Here is a 22,995-nt window from a genome sequence, read left to right as displayed (position 1 = left end):
CCTGACCTGCGAAAAGAGAGCAAGGGACCTTTGCTGTCACTTACTTAGCGTACCCACACTAACGATAGCAAAGGTCCCTTGCTCTCCTTTTGATCAGGCGGGCTGGACCACCGCAGCCCGCGAAGGCAGCGAAAGCGCGAAGGCGAGTAGAGCGACGAAGGCGGCCACGGGACCAATCCACCAGACGCCCGCCGAGGACAGGACGACCCCGCCCAGCGCGGCACCGAGAGCACCGCCGCCGTAGATCGCGGAACCGTTGAGCCCCAAAGCGACCGTCGGCGCGTCCGGCGCCAGCGAGAACAGCCGGTGCTGCTGCGGCACCATCAGCATTCCGCCGAAGACCCCCGAAGCCAGCGCGAGAACCAGCGAGCCGGGCAGGCTCAGCACGGCGACGTCCAGCAGCGCTAACGTCACGACCGTGCCGATGAGCGAGATCGAGCGGACGCGTGCGGGGCCGAGCGAGTCGGTGGCCCGGCCCGCGAAGGCGTTGCCCGCGATCTGCCCGATCCCGAAACCGACGAGCAGCCACGAGATCATCGCGCCCGCGGCCACGGGAGCGACCAAAACGGGCAGGTACACGAAGGCCGCGAAGCCCGCAGCGGTGCCGAGAACACTTACGCCGAGCACGCGCGCGATCGGCGGCCGCCCGACGACGGCGACCCTGTCGCGCAACGACACCGTCGGCATCCGGACTCCCGGCAGAAGCGGCACGAGCAGCATCACGACCAACGCCACCGCGCCGATCCCCCACATCACCGCGCGCCAGCCGAACCAGTTCCCGGCCAGCACCCCGATCGGCACGCCGAGCACCATCGACACGCTCATCCCGTTGGAAACCGTCGCCAGTGCGCGGCCACGCCGCTCGTCGGAAGCCAGCGCGCCGGCGAGAACGTAGGCGTTGGACTGGAACGCGGCGGCGCCCAGTGCGGCCAGCACACGAGCGACGGCGACCACGGCGAACGAGTCGCCGATCGCCTGACCGGCCATGCCGATCGTGAACAGCACCATCCCGGCCCCGAGCACCCAGCGCCGGTCCAGCCGTCCGGTGAACGCCGCGATGAGCGGCGACGAGATCGCGTAGGTCACCGCGAAGACCGTGGTCAGCTGGCCCGCGACGGCTTCGGAAACACGCAGGTCGGTGGCGATGATGGGCAGCAGCCCGTTCATGACGAACCCATCCGTGCCGACGGTGAAGGTACCGACGGCGAGTATCAGAAGAGCCCCCAGAGCGAGCCGATCATTTGATGATCGTCGAATCGTCATGAGAGGTATAGTGGCCGGATCATTCGATGGCTGTCAAACAGTTGGAGCGAAGTGAGCAGCACGCTGCCGCAACCGGCGACCGACGAGATCCAGATCGTGCCGGTGCTCCAGGCGCTCGCGGATCCCGTGCGCCTGGAGCTGATCCGTGCCCTGCGAAGCAATCCTTCGCCGCGAAGCTGCGCCGTCACCGAGTACGACGTCGAGATCAGCGCGCCGACGCTCTCCCACCACTGGAAGGTGTTGCGCGAGGCCGGCCTCACGACGACGTTCGTCGAAGGCCGGACCCGCTGGGTCGAACTACGGACCGAGGACATCCACAAGCGGTTCCCGGGGCTACTGGACGCCGTCCTCGCCTAACCGCCACTTCGCCGCGAGTTCTCCCGCCGCGCACACGCCGACGTCGAGCAGGTACGGCCCGGCCTGGCCGCAACCGGCCCCGGGCGCGATCGGCTGACCGTGCCCCATCCCGTTGATCGCGTGGGTGTCGACGGCGGCACCGACGTCGGTCCACTGCTCGGAAAGCTCGCGCATGTTCATCGGGGCGACCGTGTAGTCCGCGGTCCCGTGCCAGACGCTGACCGGCGAACGCGAACCCGTGCCCGCGGCACGCACCTTGTCGCCCCACTGCTTCGGCGTCAGATCCTTGCCGGGATTCATGCACGAGTACGCGTCGATCATCGAAGCCGCGCAACCGTACGGCAGCCCGGCGACGACACCGCCGCCCGAGAACAGCTCCGGATACGCCGCGAGCATCACCGAGGTCATCGCCCCGCCCGCCGACAGCCCGGTCACGTAGGTCCGGCTTCCAGCCGCGAAGCGCGCCATCTGCGCGATCGATTCGGCCTCCCCGGACCCGCGCTTGATGTCACCTGCCTGGAACCAGTTGAAGCACTTCGAGAAATTGTTCGCCGAAACCTGTTGCGGCAGAACAAGTTTTAAGCGCAGCTTGTCCGCGAGACCGACCCAGCCGGAGCCTCGCGCGTATCCGGCCGCGTCCTGGGTGCAGCCGTGCAGCACGACCACCGCCGGACGTCCGGACGGCAGCCCGTCCGGAACGTATTCGAACATCTGCAACGCACCGGGATTGCTCCCGAACCCGGTCACCGGGCGGATCGTCGCCGCCTGCGCCGGAGCCGGAAAGAGAAGGGCCACTGTCGAAACCACCGCGCCGATGAGGAGTTTTCGCATCACCCGAGGCTAAAACCGGCACCCGCCGGTTTTCCACGTGGCAGACCACCACAGCGGCGGCCCGTTTTGTGTGGTCACGCCGGGTACCGGCCCCTGGAGGCCCCGCTTATCGTCGGCCGATGCGGCTCATTCTGGTCCTCGCGACGATGCTGGCCCTGATCACTCCCGCCGAAGCGGCGGCGAGCGGATGCGCGAACGTGCGCGTTCCCGGGGCCGCGAAACAGCAACTGTCCTGTTTGGACGATCTGACCACCACCGGCACCCTGGCCACCGGTCACACCGTCCAAGCCGACTGGGCGGGGCTGACGTCGGCTGGGTTCCCCGTCCCCAAAGGCGTTTCAGGCATCCAGATCGACGGCTATTTCCCGGACACGTCGACGGGCAACACCGCGCACGGCTGGAACCACGACGCCCAGTTCGTGCTGCGCCTGCCCGACCGCTGGAACGGCGGCCTCGTGGTCTCCGGTTCGCCCGGCGTGCGACGGCAGTACGCGAACGACCGCGCGATCGGCGACCAGGTCCTCGCCGCGGGCTACGCGTTCGCCGCGACCGACAAGGGCAACACCGGCGCTGACTTCCACACCGACGGACGCCGCCCCGGTGACGCGCTCGCGGAGTGGAATTCGCGGGTCACGCAGCTGACCGTCGCCGCGAAGGCGGCCGTGGCCCATCGCTACGGACGCCTGCCGAGCCGCACCCTCGCGGCCGGGATGTCGAACGGCGGCTACCTCGTCCGCTGGCAGCTCGAGAACCGGCCGTGGCTCTACGACGGCGGGATCGACTGGGAAGGCACGCTCTGGCACGAGGACGGCCCGAACCTGTTCACCTTCCTGCCGCCCGCGATCGAGGCCTACCCCGCCTACGCCGCCGGTTCCGAGGCAGCGCACCGAAAGATCCTCGACGCCGGTTTCGCGCCGGGCTCGGAATTCCTTTGGCCGTACCACAACGACGTCTACTGGGGACTGACGCAACGCATCTACCAGGCCGAATTCGATCCGGCGTTCACCGGGACCGACTACGACTACGCCACTCGCCCGCCGTCGGTCCACCGCGCGGTCGAACGGATCTCGCTGACCGGCCGGATCGGCAAACCGCTGATCACCCTGCACGGCACCCTCGACACCCTCCTGCCGATCACCCGCGATTCCGACGTCTACCGGCGGATGATCACCGAGCAGGGCCGTGCCGGGCTGCAGCGCTACTACCGGATCGTCGACGGCAACCACGTCGACGGCCTGTACGACGCCTATCCGGACAAACTGCGCCCCATCGGGCCGTGTTTCCGCACGGCCTTCACCGCGCTCGAAGGCTGGCTCGACGGCGTCCTGCCGCCCGCTTCGGCGACGATCCCGCGCGCGAGCGGTGACCTCGCGACCACTTGCGCCCTAAGCTGATCAGCATGGAATTCCAGGACGTCGTACGACGCCGTCGCATGGTCCGGAAGTTCACCGACGAGCCCGTGGCCGAGGAGAGCCTGCGGCGCATCCTGCGCAACGCGCTGAAGGGTCCCTCGGCCGGTTTCTCACAGGGGCAAGGATTTCTCGTCCTCACCGGCGAAGAACTCGCGAAATTCTGGGAGTTCGGGGCGAGCTGGGCGCCGGAATCGGTGACCACGGCGCCGGTCGCGATCGTGCCGCTCTCGGTCAAGAACGCCTACCTCGACCGTTATGCCAAGCCCGACAAGGGTGTCGCTGATCGCGACGAGTCGTGGTGGCGCGTGCCGTTTTGGGACATCGACACCGGGATGGCGACACTGCTGCTCCTCCAGACGGCCGTCGACGAAGGTCTGGGCGCGGTGTTCTTCGGTCTCTCACCGGAAAGCGTGGAGCGCGTCCACCGCGACTTCGGCGTACCCGAGGATCACAACCCGATCGGCGTCGTGGCACTCGGCCACAGCGACGAGCCCGGTCCGTCGCCCGGATCGTCGGCGACCACGATCGCGCGGCGCGACTTCGACGACGTCATCCGTTTCGGTCACTGGTGAGGCGGTGCAGCCTGAGCGCGAGCTGGAGTTCCAGCGCGCGCTCAGGCGCCTGCCAGTCCTCGCCGAGCAGCGACGCGATGCGGTCCAGCCGCTGCACGACGGTGTTGACGTGCACGTGAAGCAGGTCTTTGGCGCGCGTCAGATTGCCGCCGCAGGCGAAATACGCCCGGAGGGTGCCGATCAGGTCCGTGCCACGGCGTTCGTCGTAGTCGAGTACCGGGCCGATCGTGGCCGTCACATAGGCGCCGAGATCGGCGTGTTCACCCAAGAGCAGTCCGACGAAGCCGAGGTCGGCCATGCTCGCACCCTCCCCGGCTCGCCCGAGGGCCAACAGCGACGCGACACACCGCGCGGCTTCGGCGTGTGCCTCGGCCAGCGCCCGCGGCGAGTCGGCGGGGCCTGCCGCGCCCACTGTCACCGTACAGTCCATTGTGGACGCGAGTTCGGCGGCGACCGATCGGGCCAGCGCACCGGGATCCGCACCACGGACCAGCAGGACGACCTCGTCGGCGTGGACACCGACCAGATCGGCGTGCCGGGCGGCGGCCATGGCCAGCCGACGACGGGAGACGTCGTCGGAATGCGCGACCAGCACCGCGTGGGATGTCGACAAGTCGACCCCGAATCGACGGCCTCGCGCCAGTAACGCGGCGGGATTGCGGCCGGGCGCGGTGAGCAGGTCCGACAGCAGCTCCCCGCGTACCTCGTCCTCGGCGCGTGCCACGGAACGCCGTTGCATCAGCAGGACCGCGGTGACCACGCCCGCCCGCTCGAACAGCCGCCGATCCGCCTCGCCGAGTGCCGGCCCGCCGCCCAGCACCAGACTGCCGAGGAACTCCTGCCCCGCTTGGACCGCGCACAGCCAACCGTCCTCAGTGGACACAGCGCGTCCGCTCGCCCTGGACGCCGAGACGGCGGCTCGCGAAAGGACCGAGTCCCCGCCGGTCCTGGCAAGGACAGCGCCGTCGGCGTCGTAAACGGCGATGGCCCCGCCGAGGACGTCCGCGACCGCGGCGGCGACCTCCGCGAGGTCACCGCCGCGCAGCACGAGATCCATCAGCCGGTCGTGCGCGTCTTCGGCGCGGCGCATCGCGTCGTTGTGCGCGCTGATCGTCGCGTTGGCGGCGTTCAGCTCGGCGACCGCGCGGCGGGTCTCGTCGAGCAGATGCGCGTTGTCCAGCGCGATCGCCGCGTGGTCGGCCAGTGACGACAGCAGCGCGACCTCTTCCGGGCTGAACTCCCGCGTGGTCCGGTCCGAGGCGAACAGGACGCCGATGACCTTGCTCCCGATCGCCAGCGGCACCCCGAGGATCGCCGTCAGACCCTCGTCGCGCACGCCGGTGTCGATCGACGACGTGTGACGGAACCGCTTGTCGTCGAAGTAATCCGCCGTCGCGTACGGCCGCGCGGTCTGCGCGACCAGCCCGCCGAGCCCCTCACCCATCCCCAGAACGATGTCCTGGAACAGTGCGGAAACCGACCCGTCGGTCACGCGGACGTAGGTGTTGCCCTCGGTCTCGTCGTTGAGGCTGAGGTACGAGACGTCCACGCCGAGCAACGCCCGCGCCCGCCGCACGATCGACCGCAGGACGGCGTCCGGATCGTCCAGCCGCGCGAGGTCACTCGCCGTGTCGAACAGCGCGGCCAGCTCCGCCTCGCGCCGCCGGTGCTCGGCGACGGTGTCCCGGATCCGCAGCGCCAGCTCGGTGGCCTTCGGATCGACCGGGACGTGCGCCAGCTGCTCGCTGCCCGCCCCGGAGGCGAGCAGTTCGAGCAGCCGGCGCAACTGCGCGGATCCGTCCACAGAGGTCATGCTGGCACGTGACCGCGCTCCGGGAGAACTTCGGAGTGCAGGGACTCGCCCTTGGTCTCACGAGCCGCGAGCAGCGCGATGACGGTCAGCACGCACATCGCGACGACGTAGAGCGAGACCGGGACCGTGCTGCCGAACTCCCGGAACAACGCGACCGCGACGAGCGGTGCGACCGCGCCGGCCGCGATCGACGACAGTTGCCCGCCGACCGAGAGGCCGGTGTAGCGGACCTGCGTCGGGAACTGTTCGGAGAAGAACGCGGCCTGCGGCCCGTACATCGCGCCGTGCAAGACCAGTCCGATGGTCGTCGCGAGAATGATGACGCCGGAATTCTTCGTGTCGAGCATCGCGAAGAACACGAAACTCCACACCGCCATCCCGATCGCGCCGAACAGATAGACCGGACGCCGTCCGATCCGGTCGGAAAGAATGCCCCACAAGGGAATGCTCACGAAATGCACGGCCGAGCCGATGAGCACCGCGTTGAGCCCCGCCGATTTCGGCAGGCTCAGCCCCGTGGTGACGTACACCAGAATGAACGCGGTGATCACGTAGTACGAAACGTTCTCCGCCATCCGCGAGCCGATCGTGATCAGCACCGCGCGCCAGCTCTTCCGGAACACCTCGACGACGGGGGCATGCGTGGGCTTGTGATTCTTCTGAGCGGCAAGGAACACCGGCGATTCACTGACCGCGAGCCGGATCCACAGCCCGATCACCACGAGGACACCGGAAAGCAGGAACGGGATCCGCCAGCCCCAGCTGAGGAACGCCTCGTCCGACTGCGTCGCGGCGAGCACCGCGAGGACCGCCGTCGCGAGCAGGTTTCCGCCAGGGGCACCGCACTGCGGCCACGACGCCCAGAACCCGCGGCGTTTGTCGTCGCCGTGTTCGGAGACGATCAGCACCGCGCCGCCCCACTCGCCGCCGAGCGCGAAACCCTGCACCAACCGCAGCAGCGTCAGCAGGATCGGCGCCAGGACACCGACGGCCGCGTACGTCGGAAGTACGCCCATCGCACAGGTCGAACCGCCCATCAGCAGCAGGCTCAGCACCAGCAGCTTCTTGCGGCCGACCCGGTCGCCGAAGTGGCCGAATACGAGCCCGCCGACCGGCCTGGCGAGGAATCCGACGGCGTAGGTGAGGAACGCGAGCAGCGTGCCGGTCAGCGGATCGTTGGAGGGAAAGAACAATTTGCCGAACACCAGCGCCGCTGCGGAGGTGTAGAGGAAGAAGTCGTACCACTCGATCGTCGTGCCGATCAGGCTGGCGCTGACGACCTTCGCGATCGAGCCACGGTTCTGCGTGGTCACCGGGGACGTCCTTTCTTGGGGGTTCACGCGGCGGTCCAGCCGCCGTCGAGGGGGATCGAGGTACCGGTGACATGAGCGGCGTGGTCGCCGGACAGCCAGAGCACGCACGCGGCGACGTCAGCGGGTTCGATCAGCCGCTTGATCGCCGACCGGCGCAGCAGGACCTGTTCGATGACGGCGTCGCGTTCGAGCCCGTGTTCTTCGGCCTGCGCCTGGAGCTGCCCGGTGACCAGCGGCGTCCGGACGTAACCGGGGTTGACGCAGTTGCTGGTCACGCCGTGTTCCGCGCCTTCGAGCGCGGTGACCTTGGAGAGGCCTTCGAGAGCGTGCTTCGCGGTGACGTACGCGGATTTGAACGGGCTCGCGCGGAGGCCGTGGACGCTCGACATGTTGACGACGCGTCCCCAGCCGCGTTCGTACATGCGCGGCAGCACGCGGCGGATGAGCAGGAACGGCGCGGTGACCATGAGCGTCTGGATCCGGACGAACGTCTCCGGCGGGAACTCGTGGATGGGCGCGATGTGCTGGAAACCGGCGTTGTTGACGAGGATGTCGATCTCGGCCGGAAAGGTCTCGATGGCTTGGACGTCGGTGAGGTCGATGACGTGCGCGATGCCGTTGACGTCGGCCGCGGCCTTCTCGACGGCATCGTCGATGTCGACGAGATGGACCTTGGCCCCGGCCTCGGCGAGTGCCTCGGCGCACGCCAGGCCGATACCGCTCGCCGCCCCCGTGACCAGCGCGGACTTGCCGGCCAGATCGCTGTGATACGCACCACTCATGCCGGACGACGTTAGGTCGCCGGAGGCGCTTAAGCCATGTGGCTACGCACTACACCTGCTCAAGATCTCGTGTGTGCTCCCCACACCATGAGCTAGCCGGCGGCGTCCGAGATCGATTTCGCCTCGCGAGCGCCGGCTTCGAAGGCTTCGCAGGAGAAGAGCAGCCAAGCCCGGACGCCCTCCGGAGTTCCTTCAGCAAAGGCCGAAGCGGCTTCGATGTACTTCGGCACCCGCCGGAAGTACGCGACCTCGGGAACGGTCAACGCCTTCGGGTCCAGCCCCGTCGCCACCGCCGAAAGCCGGGCCGCCGCCCGCGCGACGACCCCGTCCGCGGAGCCGAAAGGCCGCAGTGCCAACAGTTCCCCGTGCACGACAGCGGTCAGCACCGGTCCAGGAGCCGACGTCGCGCCGGTGATCAGTTGCGCCAGCATCTCCAGCCGCGGCCCGACGTCGGCGGACGACCGCGGCCGTCCCAGCGCGTCGAGATCCGACACCAGATCCGACGCGGCGAGCACGTGCAGCCGCGCCAACGCCTGCAGCGGCGCGCGCCGCCATGCCGGGAGCAGTCCCTCCAACGCTTCCGCGACCCGCAACGCGCCGGCCAGCACCGGATCGGTCACCTCGCCGGATTCCGGCAGTTCGGGCGCTGCGCCCTCGATACCGGCCGATGCCCGCGCCGCCCGCACGGACGCTTCGGAAGCCGTCGCCGCGCCGCCGCGAAGGTTGGCGGGCAGCCGGTGGACGGCGAACACCGCGTCCTGCGCCGATTTCGAGGCCGCCGCGACCCCTTCGAGGTCCAGCAGCGGCTTCAAGGGGTCCGTCATGCGTCCAGCACCTGTCCGGCGCGCCGCACCACGGGCGCCTGCACCGACCACGGGAAGTTGATCCACAGATCCGTGTGCTTCCAGACGTACTCGCATTTGACCTCGGAGCGCGGCTTCTCGTAGACGACCGCGCACCGCACCTCGGCGACGTGGTCGGCGCAGAAATCGCGGACCAGCTTGAGGGTCGCGCCGGTGTCCGCGACGTCGTCGGCGACGAGCACCTTCTTTTTCGTCAGGTCGACGACGTTCGGCACCGGCGGCAGCATCACCGGCAGGTCGAGACGCTGGTCGACGCCGGTGTAGAACTCGACGTTCATCACGTGCAGGTTCTTCACGTCCAGCGCGTAGCCGAGCGCGCCGGCGACGAACAGCCCGCCACGCGCGATCGACAGGATCAGGTCCGGTTCGAAGCCGTCGTCGGCCACGGCCTGCGCCAGATCCCTGCTGGCCGACCCGAACAATTCCCAGGTGAGCTCTTCCCGCTCCTCGGCCATGCCGCCTCGCCTTCTCGATCGTTCCCGCGAGCATAGGCAACGCCCTAGTGGCCTTCTCGAATGCTTCGAAACTGGCTATCCAGCAAGGCCATTACCCGGTCGTACCGTCAAGATCGTGAACGACTGGAATGACCACCCGACCCTGGCCGGCGAACGCGTCCGCCTCGAACCGCTCACCCGCGACCACGCGAAGGGCCTGTTCGAGGCTGGGGATGACCCGGCGATCTGGACCTGGCTCAGCCTCCGGCAGCCGGAGGATCTCGCCGCGGCCGAAGCGATGATCGAGGACATCCTCGCCGACCCGGACCGCCGCGCCTGGGCCCAGATCGACGCGCACACCGGCGAGGTCGCGGGCACGACGTCGTTCTACGCGATCGACGCGCGACACAAGATCCTGTCGATCGGCCACACCTGGATCGGTTCCGCTTGGCAGCGCACCGGACTCAACCGCGAATCGAAACTCCTGTTGCTGCGCCACGCTTTCGACGACCTCGGCGCCAACCGCGTCGCGTGGGAGACCGACATCCGCAACCTCAAGTCGCAGCGCGCGATCGAACGTCTCGGCGCACAACGGGAAGGTGTGCTGCGCGCGCATCGCGTCCGGCCGGACGGAACCGTCCGTGACACCGTCGTCTACTCCCTCACCGGACCAGAATGGCCCGCGGTCCGTACCGCTTTGTCCTCAAGCGTGTGAATGCCGTGCGCAACCACGATGCAACCTTTTACTTCGCGTCGTAACGTCGATAGCGTGCCAACGGGCGTGAAGACACGCGAATCACAGGAGGCATCGCACCATGACCGAGCAGTCGCCGGCGCTGGACAATTTGCTCACGGAGAGCAGGACCTTCCCCCCGAGCGAGACCTTCAGCGCGCAAGCGAATGCCACCGCCGACTTCTACGCCGAAGCCGACGCCGACCGGGAAGCGTTCTGGGCCAAGCAGGCGGAACGCCTCCACTGGGAAACGAAGTGGTCACAGGTACTGGACTGGACCAATGCGCCGGTCGCGAAGTGGTTCGTGGGCGGCAAGCTGAACGTCGCCTACAACTGCGTCGACCGCCACGTCGCGGACGGTCACGGTGAGCAGGTCGCGATCCACTGGGTCGGCGAGCCCGGTGACAGCCGGGACATCACCTACGCGCAGCTGAAAGACGAGGTTTCCAAGGCCGCGAACGCTTTCGAGTCGCTCGGGATCACTTCGGGCGACAGGGTCGCCATCCAGATGCCGATGGTCCCCGAAGCGATCGTCGCGATGCTCGCGTGTGCCCGCATCGGCGCCCTGCACAGTGTCGTCTTCGGTGGTTTTTCCCCGACAGCACTGCGTTCCCGTGTGGACGACCAGGCGGCGAAGGTGGTCATCACCACCGACGGCCAGTACCGGCGCGGCAAGGCCGCCCCGATGAAGGTGAACGTCGACGAAGCGCTCGAAGGCGCCGAGTCGGTCGAGAAGGTCATCGTCGTCCGCCGCACCGGCGACGAGGTGCCCATCACCGAAGGCCGCGACCTCTGGTGGCACGACCTGGTCGACGGCCAGTCCGCGGAGCACGCGCCGCAGGCGTTCGACTCCGAGCACCCGCTCTTCATCCTCTACACCTCCGGCACCACCGGGAAGCCGAAGGGCATCCTGCACACCTCCGGCGGATACCTGACCCAGGCGGCGTACACGCACCACAACGTCTTCGACCACAAGGCGGGCGAGGACGTCTACTGGTGCACCGCCGACATCGGCTGGATCACCGGGCACACCTACATCGTGTACGGGCCGCTGGCGAACCGGACCACGCAGGTCGTCTACGAAGGCACGCCGAACACCCCGCACGAAGGCCGCCACTGGGAGATCGTCCAGCAGCACAAGGTTTCCATCTACTACACGGCGCCCACGCTGATCCGCACGTTCATGAAGTGGGGCAACGAGATCCCGCAGAAGTACGACCTCTCCTCGCTGCGCGTGCTCGGCAGCGTCGGCGAGCCGATCAACCCCGAAGCGTGGATCTGGTACCGCGAGAACGTCGGTGCGAACTCCGCGCCGATCGTCGACACCTGGTGGCAGACCGAGACCGGCGGGATCATGATCTCGCCGCTGCCGGGCGTCACCGCCACGAAGCCGGGTTCGGCGCAGAAGGCGCTGCCGGGCATCTCGGCGAAGGTCGTCGACGACCAGGGCGTCGAGGTCGGCAAGGGTGGCGGCGGCTACCTGGTGCTCGACAAGCCGTGGCCGGGGATGCTGCGCGGCATCTGGGGCGACGAGCAGCGCTTCCGCGAGACGTACTGGTCGCGCTTCGCCGACCAGGGCTACTACTTCGCCGGCGACGGCGCGAAGTACGACGCCGACGGCGACATCTGGCTGCTGGGCCGCGTCGACGACGTGATGAACGTGTCCGGGCACCGCATCTCGACCACCGAGGTCGAGTCCGCGCTGGTCTCGCACCCGACGGTCGCCGAGGCCGCCGTCGTCGGCGCGACCGACCCCACCACCGGACAGGGCATCGTCGCGTTCGTCATCCTCCGCGGCAACGCCGTGGACGGCGGCGACAAGGCCGTGCAGGAGCTGCGCAACCACGTCGCCAAGGAGATCGGGCCGATCGCGAAGCCGCGGCAGATCCTGGTCGTACAGGAGCTGCCGAAGACGCGTTCCGGCAAGATCATGCGCCGCCTGCTGCGCGACGTCGCCGAGAACCGCCAGGTCGGCGACGTCACCACGCTGGCCGACTCGTCGGTGATGGACCTGATCTCTTCGGGTCTGAAGTCGGGCAAGACCGAGGAGTAACCCTCCCCTCGCGCGCCAGGAAAGGTCCTTTCCTCGCAAATTTTGCGAGGAAAGGACCTTTCCTGGCGTCCGACACGCCTTAGCACACCCCAGCGCGCATCACTCGAACGCCTGTTCTAGGATGTGCCGGGTACCACCCCATACCCGGGCAAGGAGACGACACCGACGATGACCGTGGATGCCTTGACGCGCACTGACGCCGCGTCCGAAGAAGCGGCTACCGAAGCGCCCGTCGACTCGACGCCGCAGGCGGAGGCCACCGAGACCCCGGCCGAGTCCAAGGCCGAGACTCCCGAAACGACCGACGCCCCGAAGTCCGACGAGGCCCCGGCTTCCGACGAGCAGGCGGCGGAGTCCCCCAAGCCCAAGCGTGGCCGCCCGAAGGTCGCCACCACGGCCAAGAAGACCCGCACCGTCGAGCTGACGCTCACGGTCACCGGCACCGCCGACGGCGAGTGGCAGGCCGAGCTCAAGAACGGCGCCAAGTGGGTCGCGAAGGGCCTGGAGATCCCGGCCGCCGCCGTGTCCCGCGCCGCCAAGGAGCTGCACGCGGACCTGTCCGGCCCGATCGACGAGGTCATCAACGCCGCACGTGAGCTGCAGGCCGCCAAGGTCGCCCAGCTCGAAGCCGAGCTGGAGAAGGCGAAGCTGGCGCTGGCCGAGCTGGACGCGTAAGACTTTCCTCCCGACCGGGGCGGACGCTGGATATCAGTGTCCGCCCCGGTTTCTTTTACCCGCCGATCAGCGCAGACCCTCCACTGTGGACACTGATATCCAGGTCATCGCGCCGGCTCCAGGACCTCCTCACGGTCCGGGTCGCGAGCGAGGACGACGCCGATGATGCTGACGACGGCCGTCGCGAGCAGGTAGACGCCGATCGCGAGCCAGGTCCCGTAACCCGCGAGCAACGCCGTCAGCAGCAACGGCGCGGGCGCCCCGCCGATGACACCGGCGAGGGTGTAGGCCAGCGAACTGCCGGTGTAGCGCAGACGCGGCGAGAACTGCTCGGTGACGAGCGCGGCCTGCGGTCCGTAGAGCGCGGCATGGATGACCAGCGCGAGCACGATCCCGGTCACCAGCATGACGAACGAACCGCCGCTGACCATCGGGAAGAACACGAACGGCCAGATCCCGGCCGCGATGGTCGCGAACAGGTACATCTTGCGCCGCGAGATCCGGTCCGACAGCGCGCCGAACAGCGGCATCAGCACCAGCTGGAAGGCCGAACCGATCATCACCGCGGCCAGCCCGGCGCCGCGCGAGAGGCCGGTGTGCGTGGTGACGTAGGTGAGGACGAAGACGGTGAACAGCGCGTACAGCACGTCCGGGCAGACACGGATCAGCACGGCCGCGACCAGCGCGCGGCGTTCGGTGCGGAAGACCTCGGAGATCGGCGCCGACGAACGCTCACCGCGTTCCTGGATCTGCTTGAAGACCGGCGTTTCCTCCAGCTTGAGCCGGATCCACAGGCCGAAGCCGACCAGCGCACCCGACAGCAGGAACGCGATCCGCCAGCCCCAGCTGGTGAACTGGTCCTCGGTGAGCAGCGCGGCGAGGACGGCCAGCACACCGTTCGCGAGCAGGTTGCCGGCCGGCGGACCGATCTGCGCGGCCGATGCCCAGAACCCACGTTTGTTCGGATCCCCGAACTCACTCGACAGCAGGACGGCGCCACCCCACTCACCGCCGATGCCGACACCCTGCGCGAACCGGAGCGCGACGAGCAGTACGGCCGCGAAGCCGCCGATGGTCTCGTACGTGGGCAGGACACCGATGAGAAACGTCGCGACACCGGTGAGCACGAGCGTCATGACCAGGATGCGCTTGCGGCCCAGCACGTCGCCGAGGCGTCCGAAGAGGAACCCGCCGAGCGGCCGGGCGAGGTAGCCGACCGCGTAGGTGGAGAACGCCGCCATCGTGCTCGCGAGCTGGTCCTCCGAGGGGAAGAAGAGGTGCCCGAAGATCGTCGCGGCCGCCACCGAGTAGGCCGCGAAGTCGTACCACTCGAGCGCTGTTCCCGAGAGGCTGGCCGCGAAGGCCTTGTGCAACGAGCGCCGGTCACCGGCTGGTGAAGTCATGTCCACATCCCGTCCGTTCGAGGTCCTCAACCCCGCCGGGAGGGGTTGAATTGCGGATATACTCCTTGTATACAAGGCGTATGCGCAACCCCCAATCTCGGAGGACAGATGCCTGAGCTGCGTTTCACCCTTCCCGACGGCCAGGAGCGGCGGACCGAGGTCCACACGCTGCTGAACGCCGGATACGCCGGTCGCAGCCAGGAGGACGTCGCCGCCCACGTGGCCGAACTGGCCGAACTCGGCGTCCCCGCGCCCTCGGTGATCCCGGCGCTCTACCCGGTCGCGCCGTACCTGGCGAGCCAGACCGAAGAGGTCGCCGTGCAGCACGAGCGGACCTCCGGCGAGGCCGAATGGGCCATCGTCATCACCGGCCCCGCACCCGAGGACGTCCTCCTGACCGCCGCCTGCGACCACACCGACCGCGCGCTCGAAGCGCACGGTGTCGCGTGGAGCAAGAACGCCGGACCCGACGTCCTCGCCGCCAAGGCCTGGCGCCTCGTCGACGTCCAGGACCGGCTCGACGACCTCACGCTGTCCGCCTGGGCCGGGGAAACCCTGATCCAGCAAGGAAAACTCGCGGAACTGCTGCCTCCGTCGTACTGGCTGGACGTGCTGCGCGAACGCGGCCTGCACGCCCCTGGCACCGTGCTGATCTCCGGGACGATCCCGATGGTGCACGGCGTCGACCAGTTCGCCGACTCCTGGCGCGTGGAACTGGGCGATCCGGCGACCGGGGAGACGATCGACCTCGCCTATCGGGTGCGGCGGCTGCCCGAACCGATCGGCTGAAGCAGTCCGCCGAGGAAGGCGCGGTACTCGTCCTTCATCGGCAACTCGCGCTCGACGCGGACGCGGCGGCGGGTCGCGGCGACCTCCCGTTCACGCACCGGATCGAACCCCGTGCGCTCGTAGGTCTCCCAGTACAGCCCGACGCCGCGCCGCTGCCAGGCCGGAAGTTCGGTGAAGTTGATGCCGTGCGAGTAGAGCAGCTCGTTCTTCTCGGGGATGCCGGCGCCCTCGATGACATTGCCCGCTTCTCGCGCCGATTTCCCGGTCTTGCGCAGGGTCCAGTAGCACCAGCCGTTGAGCGCGCACCGCGTCGCGTCCGACTGACGCCACGAGAAATAGTCGACGACGTCGTCCGGCGTCGTGCCGAGCCAGATCCGCCCGTCGAAGTGCGCGGGCACCCCGGCCGCGTGCGTGAACGCCGCCGACGCGACCCCGGCGGAGATCGACACGAGCTTCTCGACACCGCGGCCGAACAGGCCGGCGGCGGGGTCGAGCAGGATCGAGATCTCGTCGCTCTCGGTATAGACGTACGGCGCGGCGAATTCCGCCATCAACGCCTGAGCCGTCTCGACCATGAACGCGCTGAATCGCGGATCGAACGGCTTCTCGAAACGCGCTTCGGTGAACTTGGAGAATCCGCGGCCGTCCACGCGGAGCACCGTCCACGAACCCGGCGGCACGGTCAGGCCGTGAAACCACTCCCGTTCGCGTTGCCGCGCCTCGAAACCGACGGCCTCCACAGTCACCTCCGCTCCACGACGAAACCGCCATCGCCGTCGAAACCGACGGTGTACAGCTCGTCGAACCCATCCTCGGCGCCAGGCGGCCGCAGGCGCTTGAGCGTGGCATACAGACCGACGTCCGGCACCCGGGTTTTTCCTGCTCTGAGCGCGTTGCGCCGCTTCGACCCGGCCAGGTCGGGCGGGAACCAGTACCCGGCGACAGTCGCGCCGTGCCGCCTCGCCACCTCGATCAGCGGCGCCCACTCCTCCGCTGAAGGATTGGTGTTGTCGACCACCACCGATCGTCCCTCGCCGAGTGCCTCGGCCAGCATCCTCAGTTGCCGCGCCTGCGGGCGGCGGGCGTTGGGGAAGGTGTCCTTGCTGACGTGGACGTGCGTGCCCGCGAACATCCGCTGGAAGAACGTCGTCTTCCCGGACGCCTGAAGCCCGATCAGGACCACCATCTCGGCCATGGGCACAACTTAGCCGAAGAGTTAGGTAAGGCAATAATGAATAAGGTTTGCCTAGCATCAACCGAAGGGTTTTCCTCTCGCCGATTCCCGTTCTTCGTGTTTCACTGAATAGGTGACCGAAACCATCTCCGATGAATCGGCGGCGCATCCGCACGAACCGCACACCGGCCTCGGCGGCAGGCTGAACTGGCTGCGTGCCGGGGTACTCGGGGCGAACGACGGGATCGTGTCGGTCGCCGGCATCGTGGTCGGCGTCGCGGGCGCGACCACCGACTCCACCACGATCGCGACGGCGGGAATCGCGGGCCTGGTCGCGGGCGCGCTTTCGATGGCGGGCGGCGAATACGTCTCGGTGAGCACCCAGCGCGATACCGAACGCGCGCAGTTGCGGCTGGAAAAGCGCGAACTGAAAGAGATGCCCGAGGCCGAAGAACGCGAACTCGCGGAAATCTACGAGTCGAAGGGGCTTTCCCCGGAACTCGCCGCCGAGGTCGCCCGGGAACTGACCGAAAAGGACGCCCTGCAGGCACACGCGGAGGCCGAACTCGGCATCGATCCGGACAATCTGACCAGTCCGTGGCAGGCGGCGTGGGCGTCGCTGGTGGCGTTCACCGCCGGTGCCCTGCTGCCGTTGCTGTCGATCCTGTGGACGCCGACTTCGGCGCGGGTCTGGGCGTGCGCGGCGGCGGTGGTGGTCGGGCTGGCGCTGACCGGTTTCATCAGCGCGAAACTCGGCGACGCCCGGATCGGCCGGGCGATCGCGCGGAACGTCGGCGTCGGCGCGCTGACGATGGTGGTGACGTACTACGTCGGTGTGCTTTTCGGGACGACGGTGGCGTAGGCACCCACATGCGACGAAAGGCCCCTTCATCGCAAATTTCGCAATGAAGGGGCCTTTCATCGCACGTTCGAGGATCGCTCGTCAGTGCGGCGTGAAGCGCGTCAGTGAACGCCCTTCATGAGCTTGCGGATCATCGGCGTCGCCACCAGGAGCGCCACACCGACCACGATGGCCACGCCGCCGACGATGCTGAAGTACGGCGCTTCGTCGTCCACTGTGTAGTACTCGGCGAGCTTTCCGGACATCGCGGTGCCGAGCGAAATGGACAGGAAGTTCAGCGCCACCATCTGCGTCCGGAACGCCTCCGGCGCGAGTTTGGTCGAAAGCGAGAGACCGACCGGCGAAAGCATCAGCTCCGCCATGGTGAACACGAACAGGATGCCTGCCAGCGCGAGCAGCGGGCTCGCGTTCTTGCCGCTGCCGACCATCGGGAGGAACAGCAGGAACGCGACACCCATGGCGACCGTGCCGAGGACGAACTTGATCGGCGACGACGGCTGCCGCGAACCGAGTTTCGTCCAGATCGCCGCGATCACCGGCGCGAACAGGATGATGAACACCGGGTTGATCGAGTTGACCCACGCCACCGGCATCTCCCACCCGAAGATGGTGCGGTTCAGCCGCTCGTCGGTGTAGGCCGCGACGACGGTGAACTGCTGCTGGTACAGCGAGAAGAACGCCGCACTGGCGATGAACATCGGGATGAACGAGTACACCCGGCTGCGTTCGTCGGCGGTGATCTTCTTGCTGCTGATGATCACCACGAAGTAGATGACCGAGATGACCGCGACGGCACCGACGACGATGTCGACCAGGTTGGCCGGGTTGATGACACCGAAGACGACGAGCAGCACGATCGCCGCGACACCCACCGCGGTGGCGGCGTAGACCACCGGACGCTGCGACGCGGGCAGCGGGTTCGGGATCTCGCTCGCCTTGTCGCCGAGGTTCTTGCGGCCGATCGTGTACTGGATCAGGCCGAGCGCCATCCCGATGGCGGCGAGCCCGAAGCCGACGTGGAAGCCGATCTCGCTCTGCGCGAGGCCGGTCAGCAGCGGCCCGACGAAGCCACCGATGTTCACGCCCATGTAGAAGATGGTGAAACCGCCGTCGCGGCGCTCGTCGCCTTCCGCGTACAGCGTGCCGACGATGGCGGTGGCGTTGGACTTCAGCCCGCCACTGCCGACGGCGACACAGACGAGGCCGACGCCGATACCGGCCAGACCCGGCAGCAGCGCGAGGCTGATGTGCCCGACCATGATCAGGATCGCGCTGTAGAACAGCGTCCGTTCGGAGCCGAGCACGCGGTCCGCGACCCAGGCGCCGATCACCGCCGAGAGGTAGACCATGCCGCCGTACGCGCCGACGATGCCGAGCGCGGAGGCCTTCGGCAACGCCAGGCCGCCCTGGCTGACTTCGTAGTAGAGGTAGATGGGGAGGATGCCGAGCATCCCGTAGAACGAGAATCGCTCCCACATCTCGACGCCGAAGAGGTTCGCCAGCCCTCGTGGGTGCCCGAAGAACCTCGTGTCTTGTTGGACCTCGGTAGAGGTACTCACCATGCCGTCCTTATCGAAGACATCGTTGTCGTTTTCAGCTGACATGCTAGAAGCCCATGATGTGGACGGGACACCGACGTCCGTAGCGATCTTGTGGCAACAGTCATGAAGGCGCGATTTCCCCAGCTAGAGGCGTTAAAATCGTGTCAAGGTGCGCCGGGAAGTCTGGTCGGCAACAGTATTCGTCGTTGCCGAACACCGGAGGATGCCGTGACCAGCGGTCCCACCCGCCCCGCGAAAGCCGTCGTCGCCGACTTCGCCCGCTATCTCCGCACCGAAACCACCGGCGGGATGATCCTGCTCGGGGCCACCGCGATCGCCTTGCTCTGGGCGAATTCGCCCATTGACGACATTTACCGCGCGATTCGCGACTTCCGGCTCGGCCCCGAATTCCTCCACCTGAATCTGACCATCGGCGACTGGGCGAAGGACGGTCTGCTCGCGCTGTTCTTCTTCGTCGCGGGCCTCGAACTCAAACGCGAACTGGTCGTCGGCGAACTTTCCCGGTTCAAGCAGGCGATCCTGCCGGTGGTGGCCGCGATCGGCGGCATGATCGTCCCGGCGCTGGTCGCGCTCGCCGTCGGCTGGGGGACGCCGGGGATCGACCGCGCGTGGGCCATCCCGGTCGCCACCGACATCGCGTTCGCGCTGGGTGTGCTGGCGCTGACCGCGTCGAACCTGCCGAGCAGCGCCCGGGTCTTCCTGCTGTCACTGGCGGTGGTGGACGACCTCGGCGCGATCCTCGTCATCGCGATCCTGTTCACCGCGAAATTCGACCTCGTCGCCGCGGGGGTCGCCGTCCTCGCCCTCGCGCTCTACGCCTATCTGCAGCACCGCCGCGTCCGCAGCGCCTGGATCTACGTCCCGCTGGCGTTGATCACCTGGGTCGCGGTGCACTCGGCCGGTGTCCACGCCACCATCGCCGGCGTCGCGCTCGGCCTGCTCACCCGCGTCCGCGCCGACGAAGGCGAGGAGCACGCCCCCGCGATCCGGCTCGAACACCGGCTGCAGCCGTGGTCGGCCGCCGTGGCCGTACCGCTCTTCGCGCTGTTCGCCGCGGGGATCACCGTGAACGCCGAATCGCTCGGCTCGGTGTTCACCACGGCGCTGCCGCTGGCCGTGCTGATCGGGCTGGTCGGCGGAAAGCTCGTGGGCATCTTCGGCGCCAGCCTGCTCGCGGTGAAGTTCAAGCTCGCGGAAAAACCTCGCGGGATGGGCTGGCGGGACATCGGCGCGTTGTCGATGCTCGGCGGGGTCGGGTTCACCGTGAGCCTGCTGATCGCCGATCTCGCGCTCGACGGGGAGGCCGTCGAACTGGCGAAGACGGCGGTCTTGATCGCTTCCGCCATCGCCTCGCTTTCGGCCGCCGCGATGCTCGTGCACCGCAGCCGGGTGCATGCCCGGGACGATTGAGAGCGCGACACTCGCCGGTCCGCCGCGCCCGGGATGAGGGCACGTGGCACGATGACCGGTGTGAGCAGCCCCAAGCACGAACGCACCGGCCCCGACGGCGTGGGGGCCGTGCCCTACCTCCCCCTGTCGAGCGATGACGACGTGGTAGCGAGCGAGCAGTCCCTCGGGAAGCTCGTCGGCGATGCCACACAGCACGTCTCGACGCTGATCCGCGCCGAGGTCGAGCTGGCCAAATCCGAGGTCGTCGCGGAGGCGAAGAAGGGCCTCAAGGGCGCCATCTTCTTCCTGGTCGCGCTGGTCATCGGGCTGTACAGCTCGTTCTTCTTCTTTTTCTTCCTCGGCGAACTGCTGTCGGAGTTCCTGCAGCGCTGGGCGGCGTTCCTGATCGTGTTCGGGCTGATGCTCGTCTCGACCGCGGTCGCGGGGTTCCTCGGCTACCGCAAGGTGAAGAAGATCAAGGCGCCGGAGCGCACGATCAACAGCTTCAAGGACACGGCCGCCGCGTTCAAGCCCCGGCACGACGACTCGCCCGCCGACCACAGCTGACGGGTTTTCGAGGCGGTGCAGGCGACGCCGGATCCGTCGATCGTCCGGATCGACGGTCCGTGGACCCATCGTGACGTCTCGGCGAACGGCATCCGGCTGCATGTCGCCGAACTCGGCGAGGGACCCATGGTCCTGCTGCTGCACGGGTTCGCCGAGTTCTGGTGGACCTGGCACCACCAGCTGAGGCCGCTCGCCGACGCCGGTTTCCGCGCGGTCGCGGTGGATCTGCGCGGGTACGGCGACTCCGACAAACCCCCGCGCGGCTACGACGCCTGGACGCTCGCCGGCGACGTCGGCGGGCTGATCAAGTCGCTGGGCGCGCGCAAGGCCCACCTCGTCGGACATGCCTGGGGCGGCATGCTCGCATGGACGGTCGGCGCGCTGCATCCCCGGCTGGTCTCCTCGGTCAGCGTGCTGGGCGGCGCGCATCCGCTGGCGTTGCGCCGGGCCGTGCGACAGCCGGCGCAACTGCGCGCGTCGGGACATCTCTTACGCTTCCAGGTACCGATGGCGCCGGAAAAATGGCTGGTCAAGGACGACGCACTCGCCGTCGAGGAGCTGTTCCGCGCCTGGTCCGGTCCACAATGGACGAAAACTTCGGACTTCGCCGAAACGGTGGGGACGTTCCGGCAGGCGATGCTCGTGCCGGGCGTGCCGCACAGCGCGCTCGAGTACTACCGATGGGCGTTCCGCGCACAGTTCCGCGGCGAAGGTCGCCGGTTCAGCGACGCGCTACGAGGCCGCTTCGCCGCCCGAGTACTGCAGCTGCACGGCGAGGACGATCGATGCGTCCTGCCCGAGACAGCGGCGGCGTCGCGGCGCTGGGCGCCCGACGCGCGACTCGAGCGCTGGCCCGGCATCGGGCACTTTCCGCATCTGGAGGCGCCGGAGCGCACGTCGGGCGCTCTGCTGGACTTCCTCCGCGTCTCCTGACCCCCCTCGCGCAAGGCGTGAGAAGAGGCTAGTTCGCGCAGGGACCGGTCGACGCGTTCGCGCTCAGCGCCGGAGCCGTGTCCACCACCGGCTTGACCTGTTCGGACGTCAGCGTGAACCCGGTCTCCGGATCCTCGACGGCCGCGCCGAAGACCACCCCGATGACCTGCCCGTCCGGGTCGATCATCGGACCGCCGGAGTTACCGCTGCGGACCTGCCCGCGCACGGTGAAGACGTCGCGTTGCACGGTGTTGGCCTCGTAGATGTCCGGTCCGCGCAGGTTGATCCGGCCACGCACTCTGGCGGGCGTCGCGGTGTACGGGCCGTCGAGCGGGTAGCCGAGCACGATCGCGTTGTCGCCTGCCCGCGCGACCCGCGGCGCCAACGGCAGCACCGCCGCCTGCAGCCTCGGCACGGCGAGCACGGCGACGTCGGCTTCGGGGTCGAAGTAGACGACGCGCGCCGCGAACTTGCCCGAAGTGGACTCGATGGCGACCTCGTCGGTGCCCGCGACGACGTGCGCGTTGGTCATCACACGCTGCGGCGCGATGACGAATCCGCTGCCCTCCAGCGCACGGGAGCACGAAGTCGCGTTGCCCCGGATCTTCACGACGCTGCCGTGCACCTGTTTGACGATCTCGCTCGCCTGCAGCGCGGTGTCCGGCGGGCTGGTGTCCTGGACGTTCGGCTTCTGGAACGGGTCCACAATGGACGGGAAGCCGGACGCGTCCAGCAGTTTGCGCAGTTCGCTCGGGAAGCCCTGTGCCGCCTCCGGCATGACGTCGTTGACGCCGCCGAGCACGACCGAGCTGTTGATCGACTTCGCCAGCCCCGGCACCCCGGAGACCGCCGTGAGCGGCGTCGCGATCAGCCACGCGACCACGAACACCACCGCGGCCTGCACCACCGCGCCGAGGGTCTTGTCGACGCCGGAAAGCTTGTCCGGGTTGATCTTCTGGCGCAGCTTCCGGCCGGTCCAGACGCCGAGGGTCTCGCCGAGCGCGACCAGGAACACCACGGTCGCCACCGCGAAGGCGACCTTCGCCGCCGGATGCTGGAACAGTTCGACGACCAGCGGCGCGATCTTGATCCCCGCGAGCGCGCCGAGCACCACCCCGACCAGCGAGGGGAGGGCGATGATCACCCCCTGGAACGCGCCGGACACACCGGCCAGGAGGGCGAGCAGGATCACCAGTACGTCAACCCAGTTCAACG

The 22,995-nt window shown here is 68.2% G+C and carries 23 protein-coding genes; 11 read left to right on the top strand and 12 right to left on the bottom strand.

Going from position 1 to position 22,995, the window contains the following annotated elements:
• Nucleotides 1-93: 93 nt before the first annotated feature.
• Entirely contained in the window at nucleotides 94-1,263 is a 1,170-nt protein-coding gene (locus ACZ7KI_RS08940) for an MFS transporter (protein WP_470272596.1), read from the bottom strand.
• 51 nt (nucleotides 1,264-1,314) lie between these two features.
• On the opposite strand from ACZ7KI_RS08940, the gene ACZ7KI_RS08935 reads away from it, so the two are divergent.
• Nucleotides 1,315-1,620 carry an ArsR/SmtB family transcription factor gene (locus ACZ7KI_RS08935; RefSeq protein WP_470272595.1) on the top strand — a complete coding sequence of 102 codons (306 nt, stop codon included), beginning with the start codon at nucleotides 1,315-1,317 and terminating at the stop codon, nucleotides 1,618-1,620.
• Here the strand turns inward: ACZ7KI_RS08935 and ACZ7KI_RS08930 are convergent.
• Nucleotides 1,597-2,451 (bottom strand): extracellular catalytic domain type 1 short-chain-length polyhydroxyalkanoate depolymerase, encoded by an 855-nt coding sequence (locus tag ACZ7KI_RS08930; RefSeq protein ID WP_470272594.1) that lies wholly within the window; start codon nucleotides 2,449-2,451, stop codon nucleotides 1,597-1,599. The genes ACZ7KI_RS08935 and ACZ7KI_RS08930 overlap by 24 nt on opposite strands.
• Before the next feature lie 119 nt (nucleotides 2,452-2,570).
• Between ACZ7KI_RS08930 and ACZ7KI_RS08925 the strand changes: the two genes are divergently transcribed.
• Together ACZ7KI_RS08925 and ACZ7KI_RS08920 are read left to right on the top strand one after the other, a co-directional pair.
• Nucleotides 2,571-3,845, top strand: coding sequence for a tannase/feruloyl esterase family alpha/beta hydrolase (locus ACZ7KI_RS08925; RefSeq protein WP_470272593.1), 1,275 nt, complete (start codon nucleotides 2,571-2,573; stop codon nucleotides 3,843-3,845).
• A gap of 5 nt (nucleotides 3,846-3,850) precedes the next feature.
• The gene (locus ACZ7KI_RS08920) at nucleotides 3,851-4,435 is read left to right on the top strand and encodes a nitroreductase family protein (protein ID WP_470272592.1); all 585 of its coding nucleotides are present in this window, start codon (nucleotides 3,851-3,853) and stop codon (nucleotides 4,433-4,435) included.
• On the opposite strand, the gene ACZ7KI_RS08915 is transcribed toward ACZ7KI_RS08920, so the two are convergent.
• The 5 genes from ACZ7KI_RS08915 to ACZ7KI_RS08895 form a co-directional block, all read right to left on the bottom strand.
• A complete protein-coding gene (locus tag ACZ7KI_RS08915; RefSeq protein WP_470272591.1) occupies nucleotides 4,413-6,248 on the bottom strand; it encodes a helix-turn-helix domain-containing protein in 1,836 nt (611 codons plus the stop codon). The two genes, ACZ7KI_RS08920 and ACZ7KI_RS08915, sit on opposite strands and share 23 nt — an antisense overlap.
• Nucleotides 6,245-7,561, bottom strand: coding sequence for an MFS transporter (locus ACZ7KI_RS08910; RefSeq protein ID WP_470272590.1), 1,317 nt, complete (start codon nucleotides 7,559-7,561; stop codon nucleotides 6,245-6,247). Before ACZ7KI_RS08910 ends, ACZ7KI_RS08915 begins: the two co-directional genes overlap by 4 nt.
• A 23-nt stretch (nucleotides 7,562-7,584) precedes the next feature.
• Entirely contained in the window at nucleotides 7,585-8,343 is a 759-nt protein-coding gene (locus ACZ7KI_RS08905; protein WP_470272589.1) for a 3-hydroxybutyrate dehydrogenase, read from the bottom strand.
• Nucleotides 8,344-8,435: 92 nt separating this feature from the next.
• A complete protein-coding gene (locus tag ACZ7KI_RS08900; RefSeq protein ID WP_470272588.1) occupies nucleotides 8,436-9,167 on the bottom strand; it encodes a Fic family protein in 732 nt (243 codons plus the stop codon).
• Nucleotides 9,164-9,661 carry a phosphoribosyltransferase gene (locus ACZ7KI_RS08895; protein ID WP_465460075.1) on the bottom strand — a complete coding sequence of 166 codons (498 nt, stop codon included), beginning with the start codon at nucleotides 9,659-9,661 and terminating at the stop codon, nucleotides 9,164-9,166. Before ACZ7KI_RS08895 ends, ACZ7KI_RS08900 begins: the two co-directional genes overlap by 4 nt.
• A gap of 115 nt (nucleotides 9,662-9,776) precedes the next feature.
• Here ACZ7KI_RS08895 and ACZ7KI_RS08890 point away from each other — a divergent pair, with 115 nt between their 5' ends.
• From ACZ7KI_RS08890 to ACZ7KI_RS08880, 3 genes are all read left to right on the top strand, one after another.
• Complete coding sequence (locus ACZ7KI_RS08890) at nucleotides 9,777-10,355, top strand: GNAT family N-acetyltransferase (RefSeq protein ID WP_470272587.1); 579 nt, start codon at nucleotides 9,777-9,779, stop codon at nucleotides 10,353-10,355.
• Nucleotides 10,356-10,455: 100 nt separating this feature from the next.
• Nucleotides 10,456-12,426, top strand: coding sequence for an acetate--CoA ligase (gene acs / locus ACZ7KI_RS08885; RefSeq protein ID WP_470272586.1), 1,971 nt, complete (start codon nucleotides 10,456-10,458; stop codon nucleotides 12,424-12,426).
• Nucleotides 12,427-12,594: 168 nt separating this feature from the next.
• Nucleotides 12,595-13,101 (top strand): DUF6319 family protein, encoded by a 507-nt coding sequence (locus ACZ7KI_RS08880; protein ID WP_465506225.1) that lies wholly within the window; start codon nucleotides 12,595-12,597, stop codon nucleotides 13,099-13,101.
• Nucleotides 13,102-13,205: 104 nt separating this feature from the next.
• Here the strand turns inward: ACZ7KI_RS08880 and ACZ7KI_RS08875 are convergent, their stop codons facing one another.
• Nucleotides 13,206-14,504 carry an MFS transporter gene (locus ACZ7KI_RS08875; protein WP_470272585.1) on the bottom strand — a complete coding sequence of 433 codons (1,299 nt, stop codon included), beginning with the start codon at nucleotides 14,502-14,504 and terminating at the stop codon, nucleotides 13,206-13,208.
• 108 nt (nucleotides 14,505-14,612) lie between these two features.
• Here ACZ7KI_RS08875 and ACZ7KI_RS08870 point away from each other — a divergent pair, with 108 nt between their 5' ends.
• Nucleotides 14,613-15,293, top strand: coding sequence for a DUF2848 domain-containing protein (locus ACZ7KI_RS08870; RefSeq protein WP_470272584.1), 681 nt, complete (start codon nucleotides 14,613-14,615; stop codon nucleotides 15,291-15,293).
• On the opposite strand, the gene ACZ7KI_RS08865 is transcribed toward ACZ7KI_RS08870, so the two are convergent.
• Nucleotides 15,257-16,039, bottom strand: coding sequence for a tRNA(His) guanylyltransferase Thg1 family protein (locus ACZ7KI_RS08865; RefSeq protein ID WP_470272583.1), 783 nt, complete (start codon nucleotides 16,037-16,039; stop codon nucleotides 15,257-15,259). The genes ACZ7KI_RS08870 and ACZ7KI_RS08865 overlap by 37 nt on opposite strands.
• The gene (locus ACZ7KI_RS08860; protein WP_470272582.1) at nucleotides 16,036-16,488 is read right to left on the bottom strand and encodes an AAA family ATPase; all 453 of its coding nucleotides are present in this window, start codon (nucleotides 16,486-16,488) and stop codon (nucleotides 16,036-16,038) included. The genes ACZ7KI_RS08865 and ACZ7KI_RS08860 overlap by 4 nt, the downstream gene beginning before the upstream one ends.
• A 112-nt stretch (nucleotides 16,489-16,600) precedes the next feature.
• Here ACZ7KI_RS08860 and ACZ7KI_RS08855 point away from each other — a divergent pair, with 112 nt between their 5' ends.
• Nucleotides 16,601-17,329: a VIT1/CCC1 transporter family protein gene (locus tag ACZ7KI_RS08855; RefSeq protein ID WP_470272581.1), complete on the top strand. Its 729-nt coding sequence runs from the start codon at nucleotides 16,601-16,603 to the stop codon at nucleotides 17,327-17,329.
• A 101-nt stretch (nucleotides 17,330-17,430) separates the two neighbouring features.
• On the opposite strand, the gene ACZ7KI_RS08850 is transcribed toward ACZ7KI_RS08855, so the two are convergent.
• Complete coding sequence (locus ACZ7KI_RS08850) at nucleotides 17,431-18,891, bottom strand: peptide MFS transporter (protein WP_470272580.1); 1,461 nt, start codon at nucleotides 18,889-18,891, stop codon at nucleotides 17,431-17,433.
• A 207-nt stretch (nucleotides 18,892-19,098) separates the two neighbouring features.
• Between ACZ7KI_RS08850 and nhaA the strand changes: the two genes are divergently transcribed.
• Genes nhaA through ACZ7KI_RS08835 form a run of 3 tightly spaced genes read left to right on the top strand, consistent with a single transcriptional unit; the run spans nucleotide 19,099 to nucleotide 21,780 of the window.
• Entirely contained in the window at nucleotides 19,099-20,301 is a 1,203-nt protein-coding gene (nhaA, locus tag ACZ7KI_RS08845) for a Na+/H+ antiporter NhaA (RefSeq protein ID WP_470272579.1), read from the top strand.
• 51 nt (nucleotides 20,302-20,352) lie between these two features.
• Nucleotides 20,353-20,847, top strand: coding sequence for a phage holin family protein (locus ACZ7KI_RS08840; RefSeq protein WP_465506217.1), 495 nt, complete (start codon nucleotides 20,353-20,355; stop codon nucleotides 20,845-20,847).
• Between the two features lie 15 nt (nucleotides 20,848-20,862).
• Nucleotides 20,863-21,780 carry an alpha/beta fold hydrolase gene (locus tag ACZ7KI_RS08835; RefSeq protein WP_470272578.1) on the top strand — a complete coding sequence of 306 codons (918 nt, stop codon included), beginning with the start codon at nucleotides 20,863-20,865 and terminating at the stop codon, nucleotides 21,778-21,780.
• A gap of 28 nt (nucleotides 21,781-21,808) precedes the next feature.
• Here the strand turns inward: ACZ7KI_RS08835 and ACZ7KI_RS08830 are convergent, their stop codons facing one another.
• Nucleotides 21,809-22,993 (bottom strand): MarP family serine protease, encoded by a 1,185-nt coding sequence (locus ACZ7KI_RS08830; RefSeq protein ID WP_470272577.1) that lies wholly within the window; start codon nucleotides 22,991-22,993, stop codon nucleotides 21,809-21,811.
• Nucleotides 22,994-22,995: the final 2 nt, after the last annotated feature.

This window comes from Amycolatopsis sp. NPDC039088, assembly GCF_055598845.1.
The sequence above is the reverse complement of the archived record's forward strand: the minus strand, read 5'-3'. Positions and strand labels throughout refer to the sequence as shown.